16 protein-coding genes are annotated in these 17,182 nt (G+C 63.6%); 6 read left to right on the forward strand and 10 right to left on the reverse strand.

The window, feature by feature from the left end:
• Positions 1-14 precede the first annotated feature (14 nt).
• From BH93_RS26910 to BH93_RS26920, 3 genes are all read left to right on the forward strand, one after another.
• Positions 15-920, forward strand: coding sequence for a LysR family transcriptional regulator (locus tag BH93_RS26910; RefSeq protein ID WP_230074817.1), 906 nt, complete (start codon positions 15-17; stop codon positions 918-920).
• 69 nt (positions 921-989) lie between these two features.
• Complete coding sequence (locus BH93_RS26915; protein WP_080739074.1) at positions 990-2,261, forward strand: TDT family transporter; 1,272 nt, start codon at positions 990-992, stop codon at positions 2,259-2,261.
• Complete coding sequence (locus BH93_RS26920; protein ID WP_051364864.1) at positions 2,258-2,605, forward strand: hypothetical protein; 348 nt, start codon at positions 2,258-2,260, stop codon at positions 2,603-2,605. Before BH93_RS26915 ends, BH93_RS26920 begins: the two co-directional genes overlap by 4 nt.
• A gap of 31 nt (positions 2,606-2,636) precedes the next feature.
• On the opposite strand, the gene BH93_RS26925 is transcribed toward BH93_RS26920, so the two are convergent.
• From BH93_RS26925 to BH93_RS26970, 10 genes are all read right to left on the reverse strand, one after another.
• The gene (locus BH93_RS26925) at positions 2,637-3,272 is read right to left on the reverse strand and encodes a uracil-DNA glycosylase (protein WP_051364861.1); all 636 of its coding nucleotides are present in this window, start codon (positions 3,270-3,272) and stop codon (positions 2,637-2,639) included.
• 504 nt (positions 3,273-3,776) lie between these two features.
• Complete coding sequence (locus BH93_RS26930) at positions 3,777-4,454, reverse strand: zf-HC2 domain-containing protein (protein ID WP_027494239.1); 678 nt, start codon at positions 4,452-4,454, stop codon at positions 3,777-3,779.
• Complete coding sequence (locus BH93_RS26935) at positions 4,451-5,002, reverse strand: sigma-70 family RNA polymerase sigma factor (protein ID WP_027494238.1); 552 nt, start codon at positions 5,000-5,002, stop codon at positions 4,451-4,453. The genes BH93_RS26930 and BH93_RS26935 overlap by 4 nt, the downstream gene beginning before the upstream one ends.
• Positions 5,003-5,989, reverse strand: coding sequence for a DUF302 domain-containing protein (locus tag BH93_RS26940; RefSeq protein ID WP_080729192.1), 987 nt, complete (start codon positions 5,987-5,989; stop codon positions 5,003-5,005). It abuts the gene before it with no gap.
• 259 nt (positions 5,990-6,248) lie between these two features.
• A complete protein-coding gene (locus BH93_RS26945) occupies positions 6,249-7,238 on the reverse strand; it encodes a hypothetical protein (protein WP_052059180.1) in 990 nt (329 codons plus the stop codon).
• Positions 7,239-7,339: 101 nt separating this feature from the next.
• Positions 7,340-8,512, reverse strand: coding sequence for a site-specific integrase (locus tag BH93_RS26950; RefSeq protein ID WP_027494235.1), 1,173 nt, complete (start codon positions 8,510-8,512; stop codon positions 7,340-7,342).
• A 534-nt stretch (positions 8,513-9,046) separates the two neighbouring features.
• The gene (locus BH93_RS26955; RefSeq protein WP_052065173.1) at positions 9,047-10,279 is read right to left on the reverse strand and encodes a TniQ family protein; all 1,233 of its coding nucleotides are present in this window, start codon (positions 10,277-10,279) and stop codon (positions 9,047-9,049) included.
• A complete protein-coding gene (locus BH93_RS26960) occupies positions 10,276-11,214 on the reverse strand; it encodes a TniB family NTP-binding protein (RefSeq protein ID WP_037174497.1) in 939 nt (312 codons plus the stop codon). Before BH93_RS26960 ends, BH93_RS26955 begins: the two co-directional genes overlap by 4 nt.
• A 4-nt stretch (positions 11,215-11,218) precedes the next feature.
• Positions 11,219-12,898 carry a Mu transposase C-terminal domain-containing protein gene (locus tag BH93_RS26965; RefSeq protein ID WP_037174498.1) on the reverse strand — a complete coding sequence of 560 codons (1,680 nt, stop codon included), beginning with the start codon at positions 12,896-12,898 and terminating at the stop codon, positions 11,219-11,221.
• A gap of 340 nt (positions 12,899-13,238) precedes the next feature.
• Positions 13,239-14,342 carry a hypothetical protein gene (locus BH93_RS26970; protein ID WP_037174499.1) on the reverse strand — a complete coding sequence of 368 codons (1,104 nt, stop codon included), beginning with the start codon at positions 14,340-14,342 and terminating at the stop codon, positions 13,239-13,241.
• 402 nt (positions 14,343-14,744) lie between these two features.
• Here BH93_RS26970 and BH93_RS28330 point away from each other — a divergent pair, with 402 nt between their 5' ends.
• The 3 genes from BH93_RS28330 to BH93_RS26985 all read left to right on the forward strand — a co-directional run bounded on the left by BH93_RS28330 (position 14,745) and on the right by BH93_RS26985 (position 17,142).
• Positions 14,745-14,915: a hypothetical protein gene (locus BH93_RS28330; protein WP_080739075.1), complete on the forward strand. Its 171-nt coding sequence runs from the start codon at positions 14,745-14,747 to the stop codon at positions 14,913-14,915.
• Between the two features lie 667 nt (positions 14,916-15,582).
• Entirely contained in the window at positions 15,583-15,876 is a 294-nt protein-coding gene (locus BH93_RS26980) for a hypothetical protein (protein WP_155290969.1), read from the forward strand.
• Positions 15,877-16,230: 354 nt separating this feature from the next.
• Positions 16,231-17,142: a hypothetical protein gene (locus tag BH93_RS26985; RefSeq protein ID WP_165712982.1), complete on the forward strand. Its 912-nt coding sequence runs from the start codon at positions 16,231-16,233 to the stop codon at positions 17,140-17,142.
• Positions 17,143-17,182 lie beyond the last annotated feature (40 nt).

Here is a 17,182-nt window from a genome sequence, read left to right on the forward strand (position 1 = left end):
TCTACGCTGGCACCGTGCCCCTGCCGACCCATGTGACCGACCTGATCAGCTACGAATTATTGCTGTCCGTCGCCGAGCTGGGAAGCATCGGACGCGCAGGGGAGGCGCATGACATGTCGCAGCCAGCGGCGAGCGCACGCCTGAAAGCACTCGAAAGCCGCATCGGGGTAGCACTCCTGCATCGCGGGCAGCGAGGTGCCACCCTCACCGCAACCGGCGAACTGGTCGCCGGCTGGGCCGAGCGCGTCATCGCCGAAGCCGCCGAGCTCGCCACGAGCATCGCAATGCTGCGCACCGACCGCCACAGCCACATTCGTATCGCCGCAAGCCTCACCATCGCCGAATACCTCATACCGCGATGGCTCATCACACTGCGCTCCCACGACACTTCCATCACACCGACTCTCACCTCCGGAAACTCTGTCGACGTAGCCGCATCGGTGCTCGACGGCCGCGCCGACATCGGATTCGTCGAAAGCCCCGATCTGCCCAGCGGACTCCACTCGAAGGACGTTGCCCGCGACGAACTCGTCGTCGTCGTCGCCCCCGATCATCAATGGGCTCGACGAACGATCACGGCGAGCGAACTGGCCGCGACACCGCTGGTCACCCGCGAACCCGGGTCCGGCACACGTCTCGCGCTCGAACGTGCGCTCCGGACTGCGGGCCCACTCGCCGCGCCACTGCTCGAGGTGTCCTCCACCACTGCCATCAAAGCTGCCGTCATCGGCGGCCTCGCACCGGCCGTACTCAGCTCCCTCGCGGTATCCGCCGAGATCGCCGCCGGAACGCTGGCCCGCGTTCACACAGAGGGGCTCGACCTGCGCCGGTTCCTGCGTGCCGTGTGGCCCGCGGGCCGTGAACTGCGAGGACCGTCGAGCGACCTGCTCGTCGTCGCCCTCAAATCCCCGCAGTCATAACCTGAGGTTGGGACCGGCCAGGTAATCGGTGTCTACCGGTGACGACTGTGTGCGAGGACGCTGGAAGTCATGACCACGACAGCTCTGCACCGCTCCTCCATCACGTCTCGGCGCGGCGACGATACCGAGCGGCCGCGCAAGTGGCCGGTGCTCTCCGACCTCGACCACCCGAGCCAGATCTTCGAACACATCACCCCCAACTGGTTCGCCTCGGTCATGGGCACCGGTATCGTCGCCAACGCCGCCGCCACCCTGCCCGCCCACATCCCCGGACTGCACGTGTTCGCAACGATCGTGTGGATCGCAGCGTCGGTCGCCTTGATCACACTCTCCGGTGCCTTCGCAGTGCACTGGATCCGACACCGGCAGTATGCGCGTGAGCACGCCGCGCATCCGGTGATGGTGCAGTTCTACGGCGCACCCCCCATGGCGCTGCTGACCGTCGGTGCCGGGACGATGCTGCTGGGCAAAGACGTCATCGGAGCGGCGCCCGCAACCGTGATTTTTGCCGTCCTGTGGACCGCTGGCACAGCCCTCGGGCTGATCACCAGCATTCTCGTGCCCTACCTGATGATCACCGCCCACGATCACCAGACCGCCGTCGCACTCCCGGCGTGGTTGATGCCCGTCGTACCGCCGATGGTGTCCGCCTCCACCGGTGCGCTGCTGCTCCCTCATATCGCGGATGGGCAATGGCGCCTGGCCATGCTGTCCGGTTGCTACGCGATGTTCGGGCTGTCACTGATCATCGGAATGCTGACCATGACGCTCATCTACGGACGGCTCGTCCACGGCGGAATCCCGCCGGTCCAGGCAGCACCGACGGTGTGGATCACCCTCGGCATGATCGGTCAATCGATCACCGCCGCGAACCTGCTCGGCAACGATGCACCCTTGGTGTTCACCGGCGAGACCGCCTCCGTCGCAACCGGCCTGCACGTGTTCGGCATTCTGTACGGACTGACGATGGGCGGCTTCGGCGTCTTGATGTTCACCCTCGCAACCGCCCTCACCATCCATGCCGCCCAGAAGGGACTGACATTCTCACTGACCTGGTGGTCGTTCACCTTCCCCATCGGCACCTGCGTCACCGGTGCCACTGCCCTCGGCGGCGCTCTGGGGTCGGCCGCGGTCGAGGCCCTTGCAATCGGACTGTATGCGGCCTTGCTCGCAGCCTGGGGCACAGTCGCCGCCCACACTCTCCGCGGCAGCGTGCAAGGAAAACTTTTTCAACCCAGCGGAACCGACCGCCGGGTAGTACCCACTCGGAACGCTGATACCGAACGAACAGCGTTGATCCAATCGACCACTGACCCCGGAAAGGACTCACGATCACGATGAACACACCGAATGCAGACACACCGACTTCCGATACCCCGAGACGGGGCAGCCGCGGACGCGTCTGGGCACGAGTCACCGAAAATTATCTGACCTGGCTGTTGCTGATGGCGGGAACAGCTGCTGCGGGGGCCTTTCTCACGGCCCTCGCCGGCGGGTTCGAGGGCTGGACCGTCGTCGCAGCGATCGTGACAGTGGTGCTGTTCGCGGGATGTTGGTTCTCATATCGAGACGGTGCACGCCGGGGTGCCGCCGAACCACACATCATCCAGTACCACCCCGACAGCCCGGACGAGGTGATCGACATCGACACCGACACCGGCGAACGCCAGCCCCACCAGGACTGACCGGTCGGAGGCAGCAGCAGCACGATCCGCCCTACCTCAGCACAGTGCGGGGTTCAGGTGCCTTCTCCAGGTGCGTTGCGACCGACAGTGCTGCGTTGATCAACCGCTGGCGAGCAGCCGCCGGTGCGTGTGCGTTGCGAGCCGAGGGGTGCGGTGCCGCTATCACCGGGAGGAGGCGGGTGGGAGCAGATGCAGTGATGACGCGCATGTAGCCATCGAGAGCCTTCGCACCAAGAACGAAAACCACCTCCAGTTTCGGCAGCAAGGCCATAAGCTCGCCGACATATGGGCCCGCCTCACCGAGAACGGATGCCGTCGGCGATACCGGATGACCGGCGTCATCGAGCACTGCCCACGGCACAATATTCCACTTGACGCACTGCACCCGGTCGATACCCGCGTCGGCGAACACCGATTTCAGCACGGGGTTCGTTCGATCTGGATTGTCGAACGAACACATGTTGGTCCCGCCCGGACGTATCGTTTTCGGCCCCGGAGACTCCAACAGCACCAGACAGCGAGCCGCGTCGCCGCCGTCGTCGGGATCGAACAGTGGAATGGACCGTGCAGTGTCGATCCTCCATCGCAACACCGACGCATTGAGTGAGCGGACCGGGGCATCGTGCGCTCGGGCGTGCTTTCCGGACCACACGTCATCATCTGTCATACGCCGCACTCACTGCTGACCCACGCCACACGTACTGCTGGCCATGGGGAAACGCACCGTGAGCCGTAGACGCCAGCTCTCGGTGGCTCGCCTCGACGACCACTGCTGAGCGTTTGACGACTCCGCTGCCTGAACACACCTATGAGATAACCACGACAGGCCGTGTGGTGCCTATTGCACCCGTCTTCTCATCGACTTCGATTCCAGATCAGGTCGGATACCCCCTAGGGTACTTACATACCCCCCTTGGTATATGCCACAGTGGGTACCGAACCGACCGAAAGTATGCACGACTTTTCTGGAATGAGTCCGGAAAACGAGCGACGGACCGATGCGGTGCGGCGAACGCAGAGCCAGCGCGTTCGGACTCGGATGTCGATCCGGGGTACGTCGTCAGCGTCCCGATCTCACTCGACCGCGGTCCAGCCGTTCGGGCGGCCACGCGACCGACACGCTGTCCGAGGCACCGCATCGAAACCTGCCCGTGTCCGTGACGACTCGGTCTCAGCGAGAGGCCCGCGCGATCGTGTTGCCCGCCGGATCGTCGATCACGATCGAGTGGATGTCCTCGACAGAAAGGGACGTTGCGCCGGTCACCGCTGCTGCTCGGCTCGCGGTGACCGACCATTGAGCTGCTTGTTGTCGAGTCCCGTCGTTGCCGACCACTTGCAGAGTGAGGATGCCTGCGCCGGGGAGTTGTTGAACGTCGACGTCGATCGATGTGCCCCAGGCTTTCGTGGTGAGCTCGAGGTCACCTGTGGCCCCGACGGTGCTCGACAGAACGAGCGGGCGGGCACCCGCATCGTTCACCGTTGTCGAATCGTCGGAGCGGGCGAGGGTACTGAGCGGGACGATCGCCGCAGCGACTCCCAGAACGAGGGTCGCCGACACCGCAGTCCACACTCGCCGCCGCCTCTTCTCGGAGGTCCGTTGATGCCTCATCGCGCTCAGCAGGTGGTCGAGTCGCTGGTCTGCACCGGCCGTCGAGTGCACCGGTGAGAGATCTGCTGGCTGCCTGCGACGTCGAAGCACTCCTGCGACGGGTGCCAGGACGTCGATTTCGGTTCGGCAGGCAAGGCAGTCGTCGAGGTGTCGTCGTACCGCTGCTCGGTCGTCGCGCTCGAGTCCGTCGAGTACGTACGCCCCGAGCAGTGGTCGGATCTCGTCGTGCGCTGAGCTCATGGAATCAATCCCAACTCGTCGAAGATCCGGCGTAGGGCACGCACAGCGTAATAGGAGCGGGACTTGACCGTGCCGACCGCGATATCGAGGTGCGCGGCCACTTCGGAGACGGTTCGACCCTCGTAGTAGATGAGCACGATGACTGCTCGATGCTCCTCGGACAACCGACGCAGCGACTCGTCTATGAGCCACCCGTCGAGGACCCCGCCCAATTCGTCGTCGATGCACTCGGCGGCGAGTGCGATCTGATCGTGGACGAGAGTCGGCCTGCTCGTGCTCGCCCGCCACTGATCGGTGAGTACGTTTCGCGCGATGGTCATGAGATAGGACCGCGTCGATGCTGCCGTCACATCGATGCGGTCGATCCCGCGCCACGCGCGCAACATCGTCTCCTGGACGATGTCCTCACACTGCTCGCGGGTCTGGGTGTAGCGGCTGACGAATCGAGTCACTGCGTGCTGGTGCTCGCGGAAGAGCGCCGACATGGCGACTTCGGACGCATCGACGAGCTGGTGGTTGTGCTGTGAGCCGGATTCGACACCGTCCACCTAACTGCCCGAGCCGGAAGCGGCATCGGTGAAACCGGTCGTGGCGGCGGCGACCATGTCGAGAACAGGATTGGTCGGCGAGATCGAATGCCGAGCGGCGAGTACACGGATATCGGGGTGAGCCACGTGAACGATCCCTTCGGCATCCTGCCACGCCACGTATCGGGCGGGGAGGTCGATCCCCATGGTCTGCTGCGCTCCGACCAGCGCAGTCGAGACCGCAGGATTACCGACGTAGGTGACCATGGTGGGCCTCAGAGGTGTCTCGGCAGCGGCGGACGCGAGATCGACGGTTGCGACTGTGGGCTGATTCTTGGCCGCGAACGCTGCCTCGTATCGGGCAATGGACGCTGCAACCGATGCATCACTGGTCTTCTCGACCAGGTATCCCGGCGCTGCGGACACATCGGTGCCCTCTGCGGCGGCCGCCGAGGATCCCGTCGCATCGGACGCGGTCGATGCCGAGCCGGCCCGGAGTCCGTCGAGGGCGTCGGACGAGACCGGGATGCCTGCGAGCGTCGCGATGTACTCGGCGGAGTTGTATGCCAGAAACACCGTTCCGTTGGCGGCCTGCCAGACCAGGTACTTCTGTGGAAGGTCGATCGCGGCCCGTTGGTCCGCGGCGATCAACGGCGACGCCGCTTTCGGATTCCCCCCGATCACCACGGTGGTCGGGCGGATCGTCTCACCTGCTCCCTGTGCCAACTTCTCGAAATCCACAGTGGCTGCCACAGCTCCCGCCGTCTCCAGCGCGCGCTGTACCCGAGAGACCGTGTCACTCACAGAGTAGTTACTGGCGTACACCACCAGTCCGGGTTCGGACGGTGCCACATCGGGTGTCGCAGCCTTCGCGTCCGCCGACGTGGACACCGGAGTGCTCGACACCGCCACCGAACCGGTGGGTTCGGTGGAACCGCACCCGGCGAGGGCGATCACCGCCGCCGACGCGAGCAGCGACGTTGCCATACGGAACCTTGAAGTGCTCATCACGTGTCCTGTCCTCGTGCCCACGCCAGCGGTGGGCTTCACTGTGGTGTACGCACACCGAGCCTGAGGGGTTCACCCGAACCGAAGTTCCCTCCGGCGATTGCTCCCGGAATGTCGGTGCACCGGAGGGCGACACAGTCGAGTTCACGCAAGCGGAGATCTGATCGATCGGTTCACCCCGGTCTCGTCGAGCGTCTCCACGCCACAGAAGCGGCCTGAACGGGTGCAGGGACCATCTTCGCGGCACGAACGGCCGACCTCACGGCGGCACTTCTGCCTCGACGAATTCGAGAAGCCGCTTCAACAGTGAATCCGCACGCTCTTCGACGTCGTCGAGCGTCGAATCGACGCCACCGAGTAGCTGGTGTGCGTCTCGGCGTGCCCGAGTCCCGTGTTCGTAGTAGCCGGGGTCGAGTAGCGAAGCCGAGGCGGGCTTGGGTACGAGATCTGTGCTCGGCTGCCGTGCCTGCACCGAATGGTGTCGGTGCACAGGTGCTCGTCCGTCCAGGTGCGCTCGAACGATGTCGGCGACCGCATGGGCGGTAAGTGCAGTCGCAGTCAGCGGGGTGTGACCCCACCGGTCGATTGCGGTCGACAGCGGCTGTCGACCGGCCGGATCGACGTACCGGTCGAATCCGCTGAGCCCGGTACCGCCCACGGCATCGAGAGCGTCGGCGAGCATTCGAGTGTTCGGGTACCGCGTGTGATGGCCCAGCACCTCCAACCAGCGCTGGAACACCGTCCGCGGCGAGATACCCGTCTCCATCAGTGCGAGAGGAGTGACGGTGCGAACGCCGCGGCCTGTGTCGATACGAAGGGCATCGATCCTCGGATCGGCGGTGACGTCGCAGGGCCGCAGGGCCGCGATCTGGGTGTACGGCAGACCGGTCGAGGCAAAGACCAGGACGAGGGCGTCTCGCCGCGCGAACAGTTCGGACGGCCAACCGGATTCGGGGAGGCGCGCGATGACGCCGCCGATCACGGCTGCCAGCTCGTGCAGGCGCGCCGTACGCGCCACGTCCAGCGCAGCCCGGACGACCTCCGCACGGCCCGGCTGGGGTAACAGGTGCCGGGAATGGGCGGCGTCGATCACCGCGATCCGGCGGCGCTGGGTCGTGGACGCCGCGGGGTGCGCCGAGAGGAACCGAGCAAGTGAATCCGGGGAGGCCGCCAGTGGTGTTTCGTCATGGGCGGTGCACCAGTCCTCGAACAGTGACCACGTGTGCCGATCCCGCTTCGGCACCGCCACGTTCGTGATATCCGCTGGTCGAATCGAACCGGTGCAGTCGTCGTGGTCAGCATCTACCCCGGTCGCCCTATCGGCGTTCACGGGTGAAGTCACACGCCCGGTCATAGACCGAGTTCGGTGACCGCGTTGCCGACCAGAGGGGCGTGCTCGCGGGCATATGTCTCGACCATTGCGGGTGTGGTGTGCCCGGTCTGGCGCATGATCGCATGTGCATCGGCACCGTTACGGAAGGCTTGGGTGACGAATCCTGCCCGCAGGGAATGGCCGCCGAGCTGCATGACAGTCTCGGGGTCGTACCCGGCGTGAGCTGCGCGGCGGCGGATCGCCGCATGGACCGCTGCCCCGGACAACACAGTGTCGGAGAGGTTGCCGTTCTTGCGGACAGACCGGAACAGCGGCGACCGTTTCTCGGCGGTCGGCAGGGTGCCGCGGCAGAGATGGGAGTCGAATTGTGCTGCGCGAGAAAGCAGTCGAATGACGGCGGCTCTGCCCCCGGTGTCGAACGCGGCGACGATCTGCAGCCATCGCACCCACGCGCAGACCGGGCAGGATTCGTGGCAGTCGGTGAACGGAAGCGCTTTCACCGTTCCGATGCCGGTTCCGTCCTGGTCGGTCTTCGATCTTCGGATCCGTACGTGCGCACCGTCGAGACGGTCGCGGCGCACATCGCGGCATTCCAGCGCTACGAGTTCGCTGCGTCGAAATGCGCCGGTGTATCCCATCAGCAGCAGCGCGGTGTCGCGGCGTTCGAGCACCTCCGACGCCCACCCCGCTGTAGTGCGTCGGGCGTGGTCGACGATCGTGGTGATGTCGGAGGTCAGCAGCGGTGCGCGCGGGTTGCGGGGCCGCTCCCCCGCCGACGCGTAGTCCCGCCGGATACCGGCGAGGGTGGCGCGCACCATCTCGTGCCCGCACGGGTTGTCGTGTCCGGTAGCGCGGTGGCGGTCGGCGATCGCCGCAATCCACTTGCCGAACGTCGCGGCCGCGTACGCCCGCGTCCCGTCGACGGTGAGCGTGTCGGCCGCGGCGACGAGGTAGGCCGCCACTGTCGCGGGATGCGCCGGCAACGCGTGGTGCCCGGCGACGGTGCACCAGGTCTCGAAGCGTCGCCACGCCGAGGTGTAGGCCCGGCGGGTACCGGTCGAGCGGGACGCGGCCATGGAACGCTCGATCCGAGCAGCAACCTCGGGCGGTAGGTCTGGAAACACCGCCGCGGCACCCGGCACGACAGCCGGGATCGTGGTCGGGCCGTCTACGAGCTGGCGATCTGTCATGGCTGGACTGTAGCGGGCCCTCCCGACAGACTTCTCAGGCCGAAAGCACGCTGAGCAGGCGTTTCCGCGGAGACGGTGCGGGAAGGAAAATTCTCGTCGGTCACCGCACAAATAACGTTGGTGACTATGACCCCGGCGCGAAAACGGGCTCCTCTGCTATCGCCGCGTGTGCGTCGCGTGTGAAGTGACACGCTGGTTGTCCAATTGACAGCCTTTCTGTCCAATCGTGACCAGGGCATGTCCACTCCTGAAGACCGCCCGCATGAAAGCTCCCCACGGCCGCGCTAGCTTCCTTGTCATCGCCGCAGGTCCAGACCCCCTCATCGCCAACACGAGGACGGGCTCCGGCTGGTCTTCACGTTGGACAACTTCACTGACAACACGCGCAGAGACCGAAGATTTTCGATCATTGGACAGGTTATTTGGCACCCGACCAGGCATTCCCCCAGCAACGCGGTGGACAACTACCTGGTCCGATTGGACAACTTCGGTGTCACTTCACATCGCGGACGACCCCGCTCCATCGGGCGAGAGCTATGTCGGCGGATGGTGCAGCGGGATCCCGTGGTCAAGGAACAGTTGCACCGTCTCATCCAGCTCCGCCGCGGTGCGGCACCCCATGCGCAGGAAGTTGTACAACGAACTGGCGGATGCGGGATCGACACGCGCCGCCGCGATGGCGGCCTCGGCCGCAGCGTGCGCGTCAGCCCATAAATCGCGCTCGGGTGCGGGATAAGACGAGCGCGTCGGAGCTGTCCCGGGATCGACCGGCTCATACGGTCGTGGGCTCAGCAGAGATGCGTGCGCACCGCCGGCATCGATCTCACCGCTCTCGACCAACGCAATGCCGATCGCTGCGGCCTCGAGGACTTTCGCCTGCTCGTCCCAGTGCAGGTCCTCGAACGGAACCCACGCTGTCCGCAACGGGCGAGAACGACCGGCGGCCTTCCAGATCGCAACGAGCCTCGTCGCCCACCGTCCCGTGCGAACCAGTGGCGAAGACACTTCGTCGACAACGGTGCGCAGAAGCCGAAACCACACTGCGGCATGTACCCGGCCTGGGCCGAGTTCCACCCATCCCGTCGTCAGAGCCTCGGTACTGCGCCGATCGAGGTCCGTGACCGCTGAGGGAACCGGAACGGGCGAGACCCGTTCATCCGAACCGAACCGGACCTCATCCCAGAAGATTGCATAACCAGGGAAAGCAGAGCAGGGTTCGAGTCGACAACGGTGGTCGAGGCAGCTGCTCAGCACCGGATATTGCTGCAGCAGAGTCATGTTGATATCAGCAGTGGATTCGAGGCTGTCGACACATGCCGGGCATGCCCGACTGCGCAGAGTGCTCGCCCACGGCAACCATGCCTCGCTCGTGGGTGTGCGACGTCGTCGATCCTCCCTCGCGAGGTCGGCCGGCAGCAGGATCGAGAATTGGTGGACGTAGGTGTCGAAGTCGCAGTCGGCGGGGTCAGTGCTGTCGAGCAACCACGGTGTCCACCCCGCCAACGTCATCATCCGCACCCTCTCCACCGGGACTGCGCCGCGACCGGCCAGCTCGACAAGTATCGGCTCCGGTGTGTAGCGGTCGAGATCCTCGACAGCACAATCGATATCGAGGTCTGCAAGCAGGTCAGAAGGCTTGATGTGCGGATACAGCTCGCATATCCGGGCCAACCAGGACGAGAGGACCTCGCCTGGCAGTGGCTGCGGGTGCAGCGGCCACGGGCGAACGTACGCATCACCGGGCACCGCCGCGAGCCGCGCGTTCATGCGAGGTGGCGTTCGAACTGGCGGCGTCGCTCCGTGGGACCGACGTACGGAGTGCGCGTGAGCACCGATGAGGTGATCGCTTCCTCTCCGCTGTCGACGGCGGTCACTGCTGCGGCTGTGAGCAGCGTTGTCAGTTCACCGATAGTGCCCTCGGAGCGAGTGAGGAGGTAGTCGGTCATCTCCGGTGATGTCAGGTGCGAGGGTTTGCGGAGGGGGAAGCTCGTGGTGAAGCTGGCCAGCAGTGATCTGGTGTCGGCAGTGTTGGTCCAGACCGGCAAAGTCATGGGGTGGAATCGGTTCTCCAGCTGGGGATCGGTCCGGATGGCGAGGTAGGCGTCGCGGGTTCCGACAGCGACAAGAGGAATGCGTAGTTCGTTGCCCAGGAACCGCAGCACGTTCAAGAATTCGCGGCGGACGTTGTCGCGGCCGGCGAGAACATTGTGGAGCTCGTCGATGATCAACATCTTCACGCCGGTGGCGCGGAGCAGCATCAATGCTTGCTGTTCGAGTTCGTGGACCCGATTGCGTGGTCGGGTCGGTGTTCCCAACGCTGTGAGCAGTGCGAGGTAGAACCGGCCGGGTGACGGGTCCGGGGGCATCTGCATGCACAACACCGGTATCTGCTCGCGATCGGACAAGCTGATCGGCGGATGAGTGCGCCGGAACTTTTCGATGATCATCGACTTGCCGTTGTTCGTCGGACCGAGCAACAGTAAGTTCGGCATACGCTGCCGGTCCGGCCACGACAGCAACGACTCCAGATGGTAGATGACCGTACGGGCCTGCGGATACCCGATCCACCTCTCCGACCGAATCAACCGGATCCGCTCCGCGTCGTCGAGTGCGGTGAGCGGTCGAACCGACTCCCGCAAGTGCCCCAAATCCTCGATCGACGACTCGGTGGGTTCGTCGCTGCTTCCTGTCGATGCGGTCATCGCCTCACCATTCCTCGATGTCACTGAAGACAGGCGTTGCGGTGCCGCCGCCCGCTCGAGGCTCCACCGGCGGGTGGATCGCCGGGATCGGTGCAGACGCGGCACCGTTGAGATGCGTGCGGCGGGCACGGTTGCGCCGGGCTTTGCGGGTGGCTTTCTGCGAGCGGTCGGTGACCTCGCGCATCTGCTCGATCATCGAAAACAGTGCGCTCTCATCGACGTTCGACCGACCTTGTTCGCGGAGACGGGCGATAGCAGCTCTGTGCTCCCACAGTGTCACCGCGGGATGTGACATCGTCCGGTACGGCACCTCGACATAGCCGGCACCGTCTGGTTCGAGGACCCAGATTCTGCTCAAATCGCGTGGGTCACGTCGTATCACGAACCGCCCCAGGTCCTCTCGCCGCGCAACCCACGGTTTGAGCGCGTTCGAGAAGTAGTGCACGTGATCGAGAACGAAGCCCGTGCGCGTCAAACGTCGCCGGATGACGGGAAGAAAGTCCACCAGGAACGCGGTTTCGCCGAGCACCACACGAGGGGCGTGACCAACTGCGGCTACCTCGCCGGCCCACACGGTGGCCGGAGTGTTCCCAATCCCTGTGTGAACGCTCGCGTGATACGAGGCTATGGCCAGGACCAGCCAGCGCTCCAACTCACGCAATGTCAACGCCGCGTGCTTGTACGAGTCGTAACTTCCTCGGTCCGCTGGGTTCGAGAAGGTGGTCCCAGGCAGCTCGTGCACCGCCGTCATCGCCGTTCCGATGATGCGTTCGACGATCCCGCCGTAGTGCGGTCGGCCCGGAGGACGGTATTCGAGTGTGATGGCGTGCTGGGCGCATCCGCGGCGCAGTGCTTCGCTTTTGAACTCGGAGGCGTTGTCGAGATACAACTGTTTCGGCTTCCCTGCCATCGGCCACTGCACCTGCTCCGCGAGCTCGCATGCCTCCAGCCATGTCTGCTTCTCGCAGCACACGCGGCCCAGGCACAACCCGACCGATATCGACGACGGCGGCTCCAGAGTGACGACGAACCCGAGTACGGAACGGCTGAAGACATCAATGGCGATCGTCAGGTAGGGGCGGCCGATCGGTTGTCGCTCGTACTCGTCAACGACCATCAGATCGACGACGGTGTGGTCGATCTGGACCTGATCGAGAATCCCCGAAACCGTCGGTGGACTGTCGCCGGCGGACTGACGTGGGCGGGCGGCATCGGGTCCTCCGCGTGACCTGGCCACCGATGCCGGATGGAGCGCGGCGATACGCGCGGTGACGGTATTTCTGGCCGGCACTGGCAGACCCGCGCGGTGACAGGCCAGTGCTATACGTCGATGCAGCGCAGCGACACTCAGCTTCTGGCGGTGAAGAAAATAGCGGGTGAGATGATCGCCGATCACTTCCTCGACCTCAGCCGTCACTCGGCTGCGGCCACGCCCTCCCGACGAGACCTTCGTCAGAAGATCGGTGACTGTCCCCGTCCCGTTCCTGAGCCTGCCGACCAACGTGTAGACCTGCCGCCTGGACAATCCCAACCGTTGCGCGGCATCGTCGACCGCTTCCGAACGCACCGGATGCATCTCCAGCAAGGGAGCCAGGACAGCGAAACGGGCCTCAGCCTGAGACCACCGCTCCCCCGACGCTGTCAGCACGCCGGTCTCCACGACGTCGAGCTTGTCGGGGTCCATCACAAGCCTCCCTGTCACCGAGAGCCGAACGTGCGACCGTGCACCGCACTTCTGACATCAGAATGTCAGAAGACACGTGCACTCACCCTCGAAACGCCTGCAAAGAGTGCAGCCGTCTTCTGAACCTGACAGATCCGTCGAGGCCTAAACGGCTCCTGGCCTGTTCGGGCTTGGGCCGGCAGTCTGCGATCGCGCCGTTCGTTTAGGCCGCGCCTGTGTCTCACCGATCGGTGTCCCAGAAACGACCGTTTCTGGGGCAGACGCGAGCAACGAGCAAAGTGCGACTCGATCCTGCGTCGGTACATACAACAAGGGGTTAGCGCAAAGCACCACGCCCCAACTAGTCGGTTTCAGGCTTTCTCGAATCTTTTACATTCGGTAAATCAAAAAGCGTGAGCTGGCCCGATTCTCCGACCTTCGATTCGGTCGGCCGGATAGGTTTCCAATTACGGCGTACATGCATGAACAGCTGGACACCCGTAACCAAAAATACGAAGGCCCCTGAAACAGATTCGGCAATGCCCAGCATTTCTTCACCATCCGAGAAAAGCAGAACCCCGGTACCGACCACGGCAGCGGAGCCAATTAACACTGAAAATTTAAACATCGGCAGACCACCCAGGAATGTTGAGATCGCGGCAACACCCCCCGCGACCACCATAATGGACCCTACGATGTGAAGCGGCACCGACTCGGAGGAGAGGAAAGGCACTCCGAGAATGACCATCACACCGCCTGCTCCAAGCCGCACAAAGCGCGGAAATAGAATGTCGCTATAGATGATCGACAACCCAACGCCGATTATTGCGATCCCCCCGCCGACCACTGCACCGCCTGTCAATCTCGATCCATCCCACAACAGCGCCACCCCGAGTCCGATTATCGACAGCCCATAACCGATCCCTGCACTACCCGCCAGAGTCGACAAGCCCCAGAGAAGAGACCCCCCGATAGCGATCGCCGAGACCCCGCAGCTCATGATGGCGAGTCCTTGTGCGGCTGAGCCGTTCACCAAAGTGGATACACCGGTTCCCACCATTGCCAGTCCGAATCCGCCGATGGCTATTGCCCCTATCGTCGCAACACTGTCGAAACGCGAGTCCGGTGCGATCACTCGGACAAACACCACCGCAGCTAGCACCCACACGGCTGCCGGCAATCCAACCTTTGCCGCTGTCGGCGCGAGGGGCCACACTGCGATAGCCGCTAGAGCCACGACGTACGCCACACCGACGCAGGCCAGAGCCCACCGGCGGACCAGCGCCAGGTAGTCCGACTTGACCGACTGCCACACCAGAAACAACACCGCCAGAACACAGGCAGGGACTACCGCCCACAATCCCCACTGCTCACGCAGAATCGTAACTAGCGGCGACAGCACCACCGTGGAGATCAGAACCTTTCCGACGTCCTTCCCTACCTCAGGCCCTTCGTCTCTCCCCATGGCGCAAGAGTCTGACATAGCTGGCGACCTCGCATCTGTCGCGTCAGTGTCAGTGCGTTAAATTGGGCTTTGCACAGGTCAACTAAGGGGGATGTCAAGTAGCACGGGAACGCATACCGAACCGAGATGGTGGGTGCGTGACATTTTCATAGCCGGTTTGGTCGGAACACTCGTGTCCGGTGGAGGGATACTAGTTCAATTGCATTTCGAGAATGAGGCGTCGCTGCGTGCGGAGCGATTAGAAAACCTCAGATTTGTTCGCGAAAGAAGTTCCACCGACGAGTCTGTCTCCCGCCCCTTTGCTGGATTAGATTTGTCGGGTATGCCGCTGGGTGGGTTGAAGCTTAGGGGCGCGGGTTCCCCACAGCAAACCTATCGGGTGCGGATCTACAGGGAACGGACCTGACTGGCGCGAATCTATCGTTGGCAAATCTAGATGGGTCGTACCTATTTCTTGCAAAACTTAACAATTCAGTAATGAATTTCCCAACCATGAATGTGACAAACGTTCCACAAACTGATTTCACCGGCGCTAACATCACGGATGTCGATTTGACCACGATTCGCCCGTAGGGCCGGAGCGCAGCGGAGTCGGGGGTGGGTAAGGCGGGCCCGGGTGACGCAGACTCGCCCGGCAGCCAGATGCCCGAAAGAACGATGCTCTTTCACGGTGCGGAGCGCAGTGGAGCTCCATTCGGTGGACGCCCGCAGGGTGGCCGTTTGAACGGTTGGCCGGAGCGGGCCGGTTGGTCGACGTCGGCGGTATCCACCTCCCCGACCGTGAAGCCCGTGGGGTGATTGTGCGGGAGCGACGGAGGCCGGCCACGCTCGGCATGGCGGTAGCCCGTCCAACCCCGGCATGCCTGCAATACGATCAGTGCGCGCCGAATAAGAAAAGTAATATTCGATACAGGCTATTACAAAAGATCGTTCGCGGAGTTTTATCTAATTAAATTTTCGGCTCGATATGCAGGCTCGATCCGGGATTTAGATTTCAGGCCAAATGATGCATGGACCAGGCGTTATGCATCATATAGCAGGGTGTTGACTTCGGTTCCGCGATCACATACTGTCCCTCTCAAGCATTCGAGCGAACGAGCCGCCACGCGCCATTCAAGGAAGGAGCGAAGGGGTCAGCTGTGCCATTTTCGGACGCTCAGAGAAGGTGATTCAAACCAAACATTAACCAGATAAAGGAAAAGAAATGAATTTCAACGGTTTAGACTTAGATGAAGTTGTCATGCTGATTGTGGCCGTACTGCTGTGGGCTGCTACGCGCCTCCACCAGGGCTTTCATGCATTCGCGAGGGCTGCGGACGCTGCTGTCGAGTGGATCGCAACTGGGTGGCGTCGTTGGGCGTCGTCGTTGTCGCCGGAGTCGGTCGAGAGGCTCGAGGCAGCGGTGCTGTGGTTCAGGCTAGTCGCCGACCTGGTCGCAGCGACTGGAAGCGGCGGTCTTCTCGTGGCGGTGATGACTGCGGCGGCAGCTGCGCTGTCGGTGGCCTGTGCGTTGATCCAGAAGGCCAGGAGGTGACCACGGTCGGATCCGCATCGAGCTGATTACGGTCAGCAGGGATGCGGTAGAACGAGGAAACCCGACACGAGGGCGGCCTACCCGATCCCATATCGGGAGCCGGTACTCAGTGTCGGGCCTCGGCACCGTCCGGCCGCAGACCCAGCTCCGGAGCCTGAGCCTGAGCGGTGCGACCGTTCCGCCATTGACGGGCGACGTTGCGAGAGCCACGTTACTTGTCGGGCGCGCTCGTCGGCAAGGCCGATTCGGGACTGGGGTACGTATCGAGCGGTTGGACCCCCCTTTATCGAGCGGCGCGATAGTATTACTTCACCATTGTCGCGGGAGTCGACATCGAAAAGGAGGTGAACCCCGATGGCATCTCGGCATCGGTTGTCGGAGGCGAATCGGTTACTTGTCGACCCGAACCGACGACTCGGGGCTCCTGTTCGACGTGGCTTCGTGCTCGCGTCCGGCCAGTCGGGGCAATCGCCACTCTCGGCGCTGATGAGCAGTCAGCGGTCCTCGGGTGGGCGGGGCGGTAAGCAGCGGCTTGCGCTGCTGCTCACTGCCTTGTGGGTGGCGGCGCGCCCACCGTTCACCGTGAGCCATGCGGCGAGCTGGTGGGCGGACATGCTCGCCCTCGAGGATCCTCGAAGTCGTGCGGCGACTCGGTCGGTGAACCAGAATTTGAGGGTGCTCGCGGAGCGCAAACACATTGTGCTGACCCCGGGAAGTGCCGGGTATTCACCGACGGTTGAGGTGTTGAGCGAGCTGGGAACCAAGGACTCATATTCCAGGCCCAAGGGGTCGGACGGCGATGTGTACTTCCGGGTCCCTCCTGCGTTGTGGACGACTGGCCGAATCGGAGACCTCGACGGGCCAGGGCTGGCGATGTACGTCATCCTGCTCTCGCGTTACATCCCGTCGAAACCGCGACCGGTGTGGTTCTCGGACAGAGCGTTCCGAGACGCTCATGGGTTCAGTGAGAACACCCGCTTGAGTGGGTTGAACCAGCTGGTCAATCTGGGTATGGCATCGATGGAAGAGGAATACGTCGACGCTCCCAAACTCGGTGGAGGCTACGGCACTACCCGGCGACGGCTGTACATGCTCACTCCTCAGTACGCGCCGGTCGACAACAGGTCAACGAAGGACAGGACGGCGGACACGGCCGCGGAGGAATCTGGCGTGCAGTTTGATGAATTTTTGGCAGGCCTGGGCGAGTCGAATCGTTGGCCGCCTGGTGATTCCGAGTCTGCGGCGTCAGGGGATGAACCTTTTTGACGTGCGGCAGCGATGGTGACACGGCCTGGCCGAGTAGGTG

The organism is Rhodococcoides fascians A25f (genome assembly GCF_000760935.2).
In the GTDB taxonomy this organism is placed as follows: domain Bacteria; phylum Actinomycetota; class Actinomycetes; order Mycobacteriales; family Mycobacteriaceae; genus Rhodococcoides.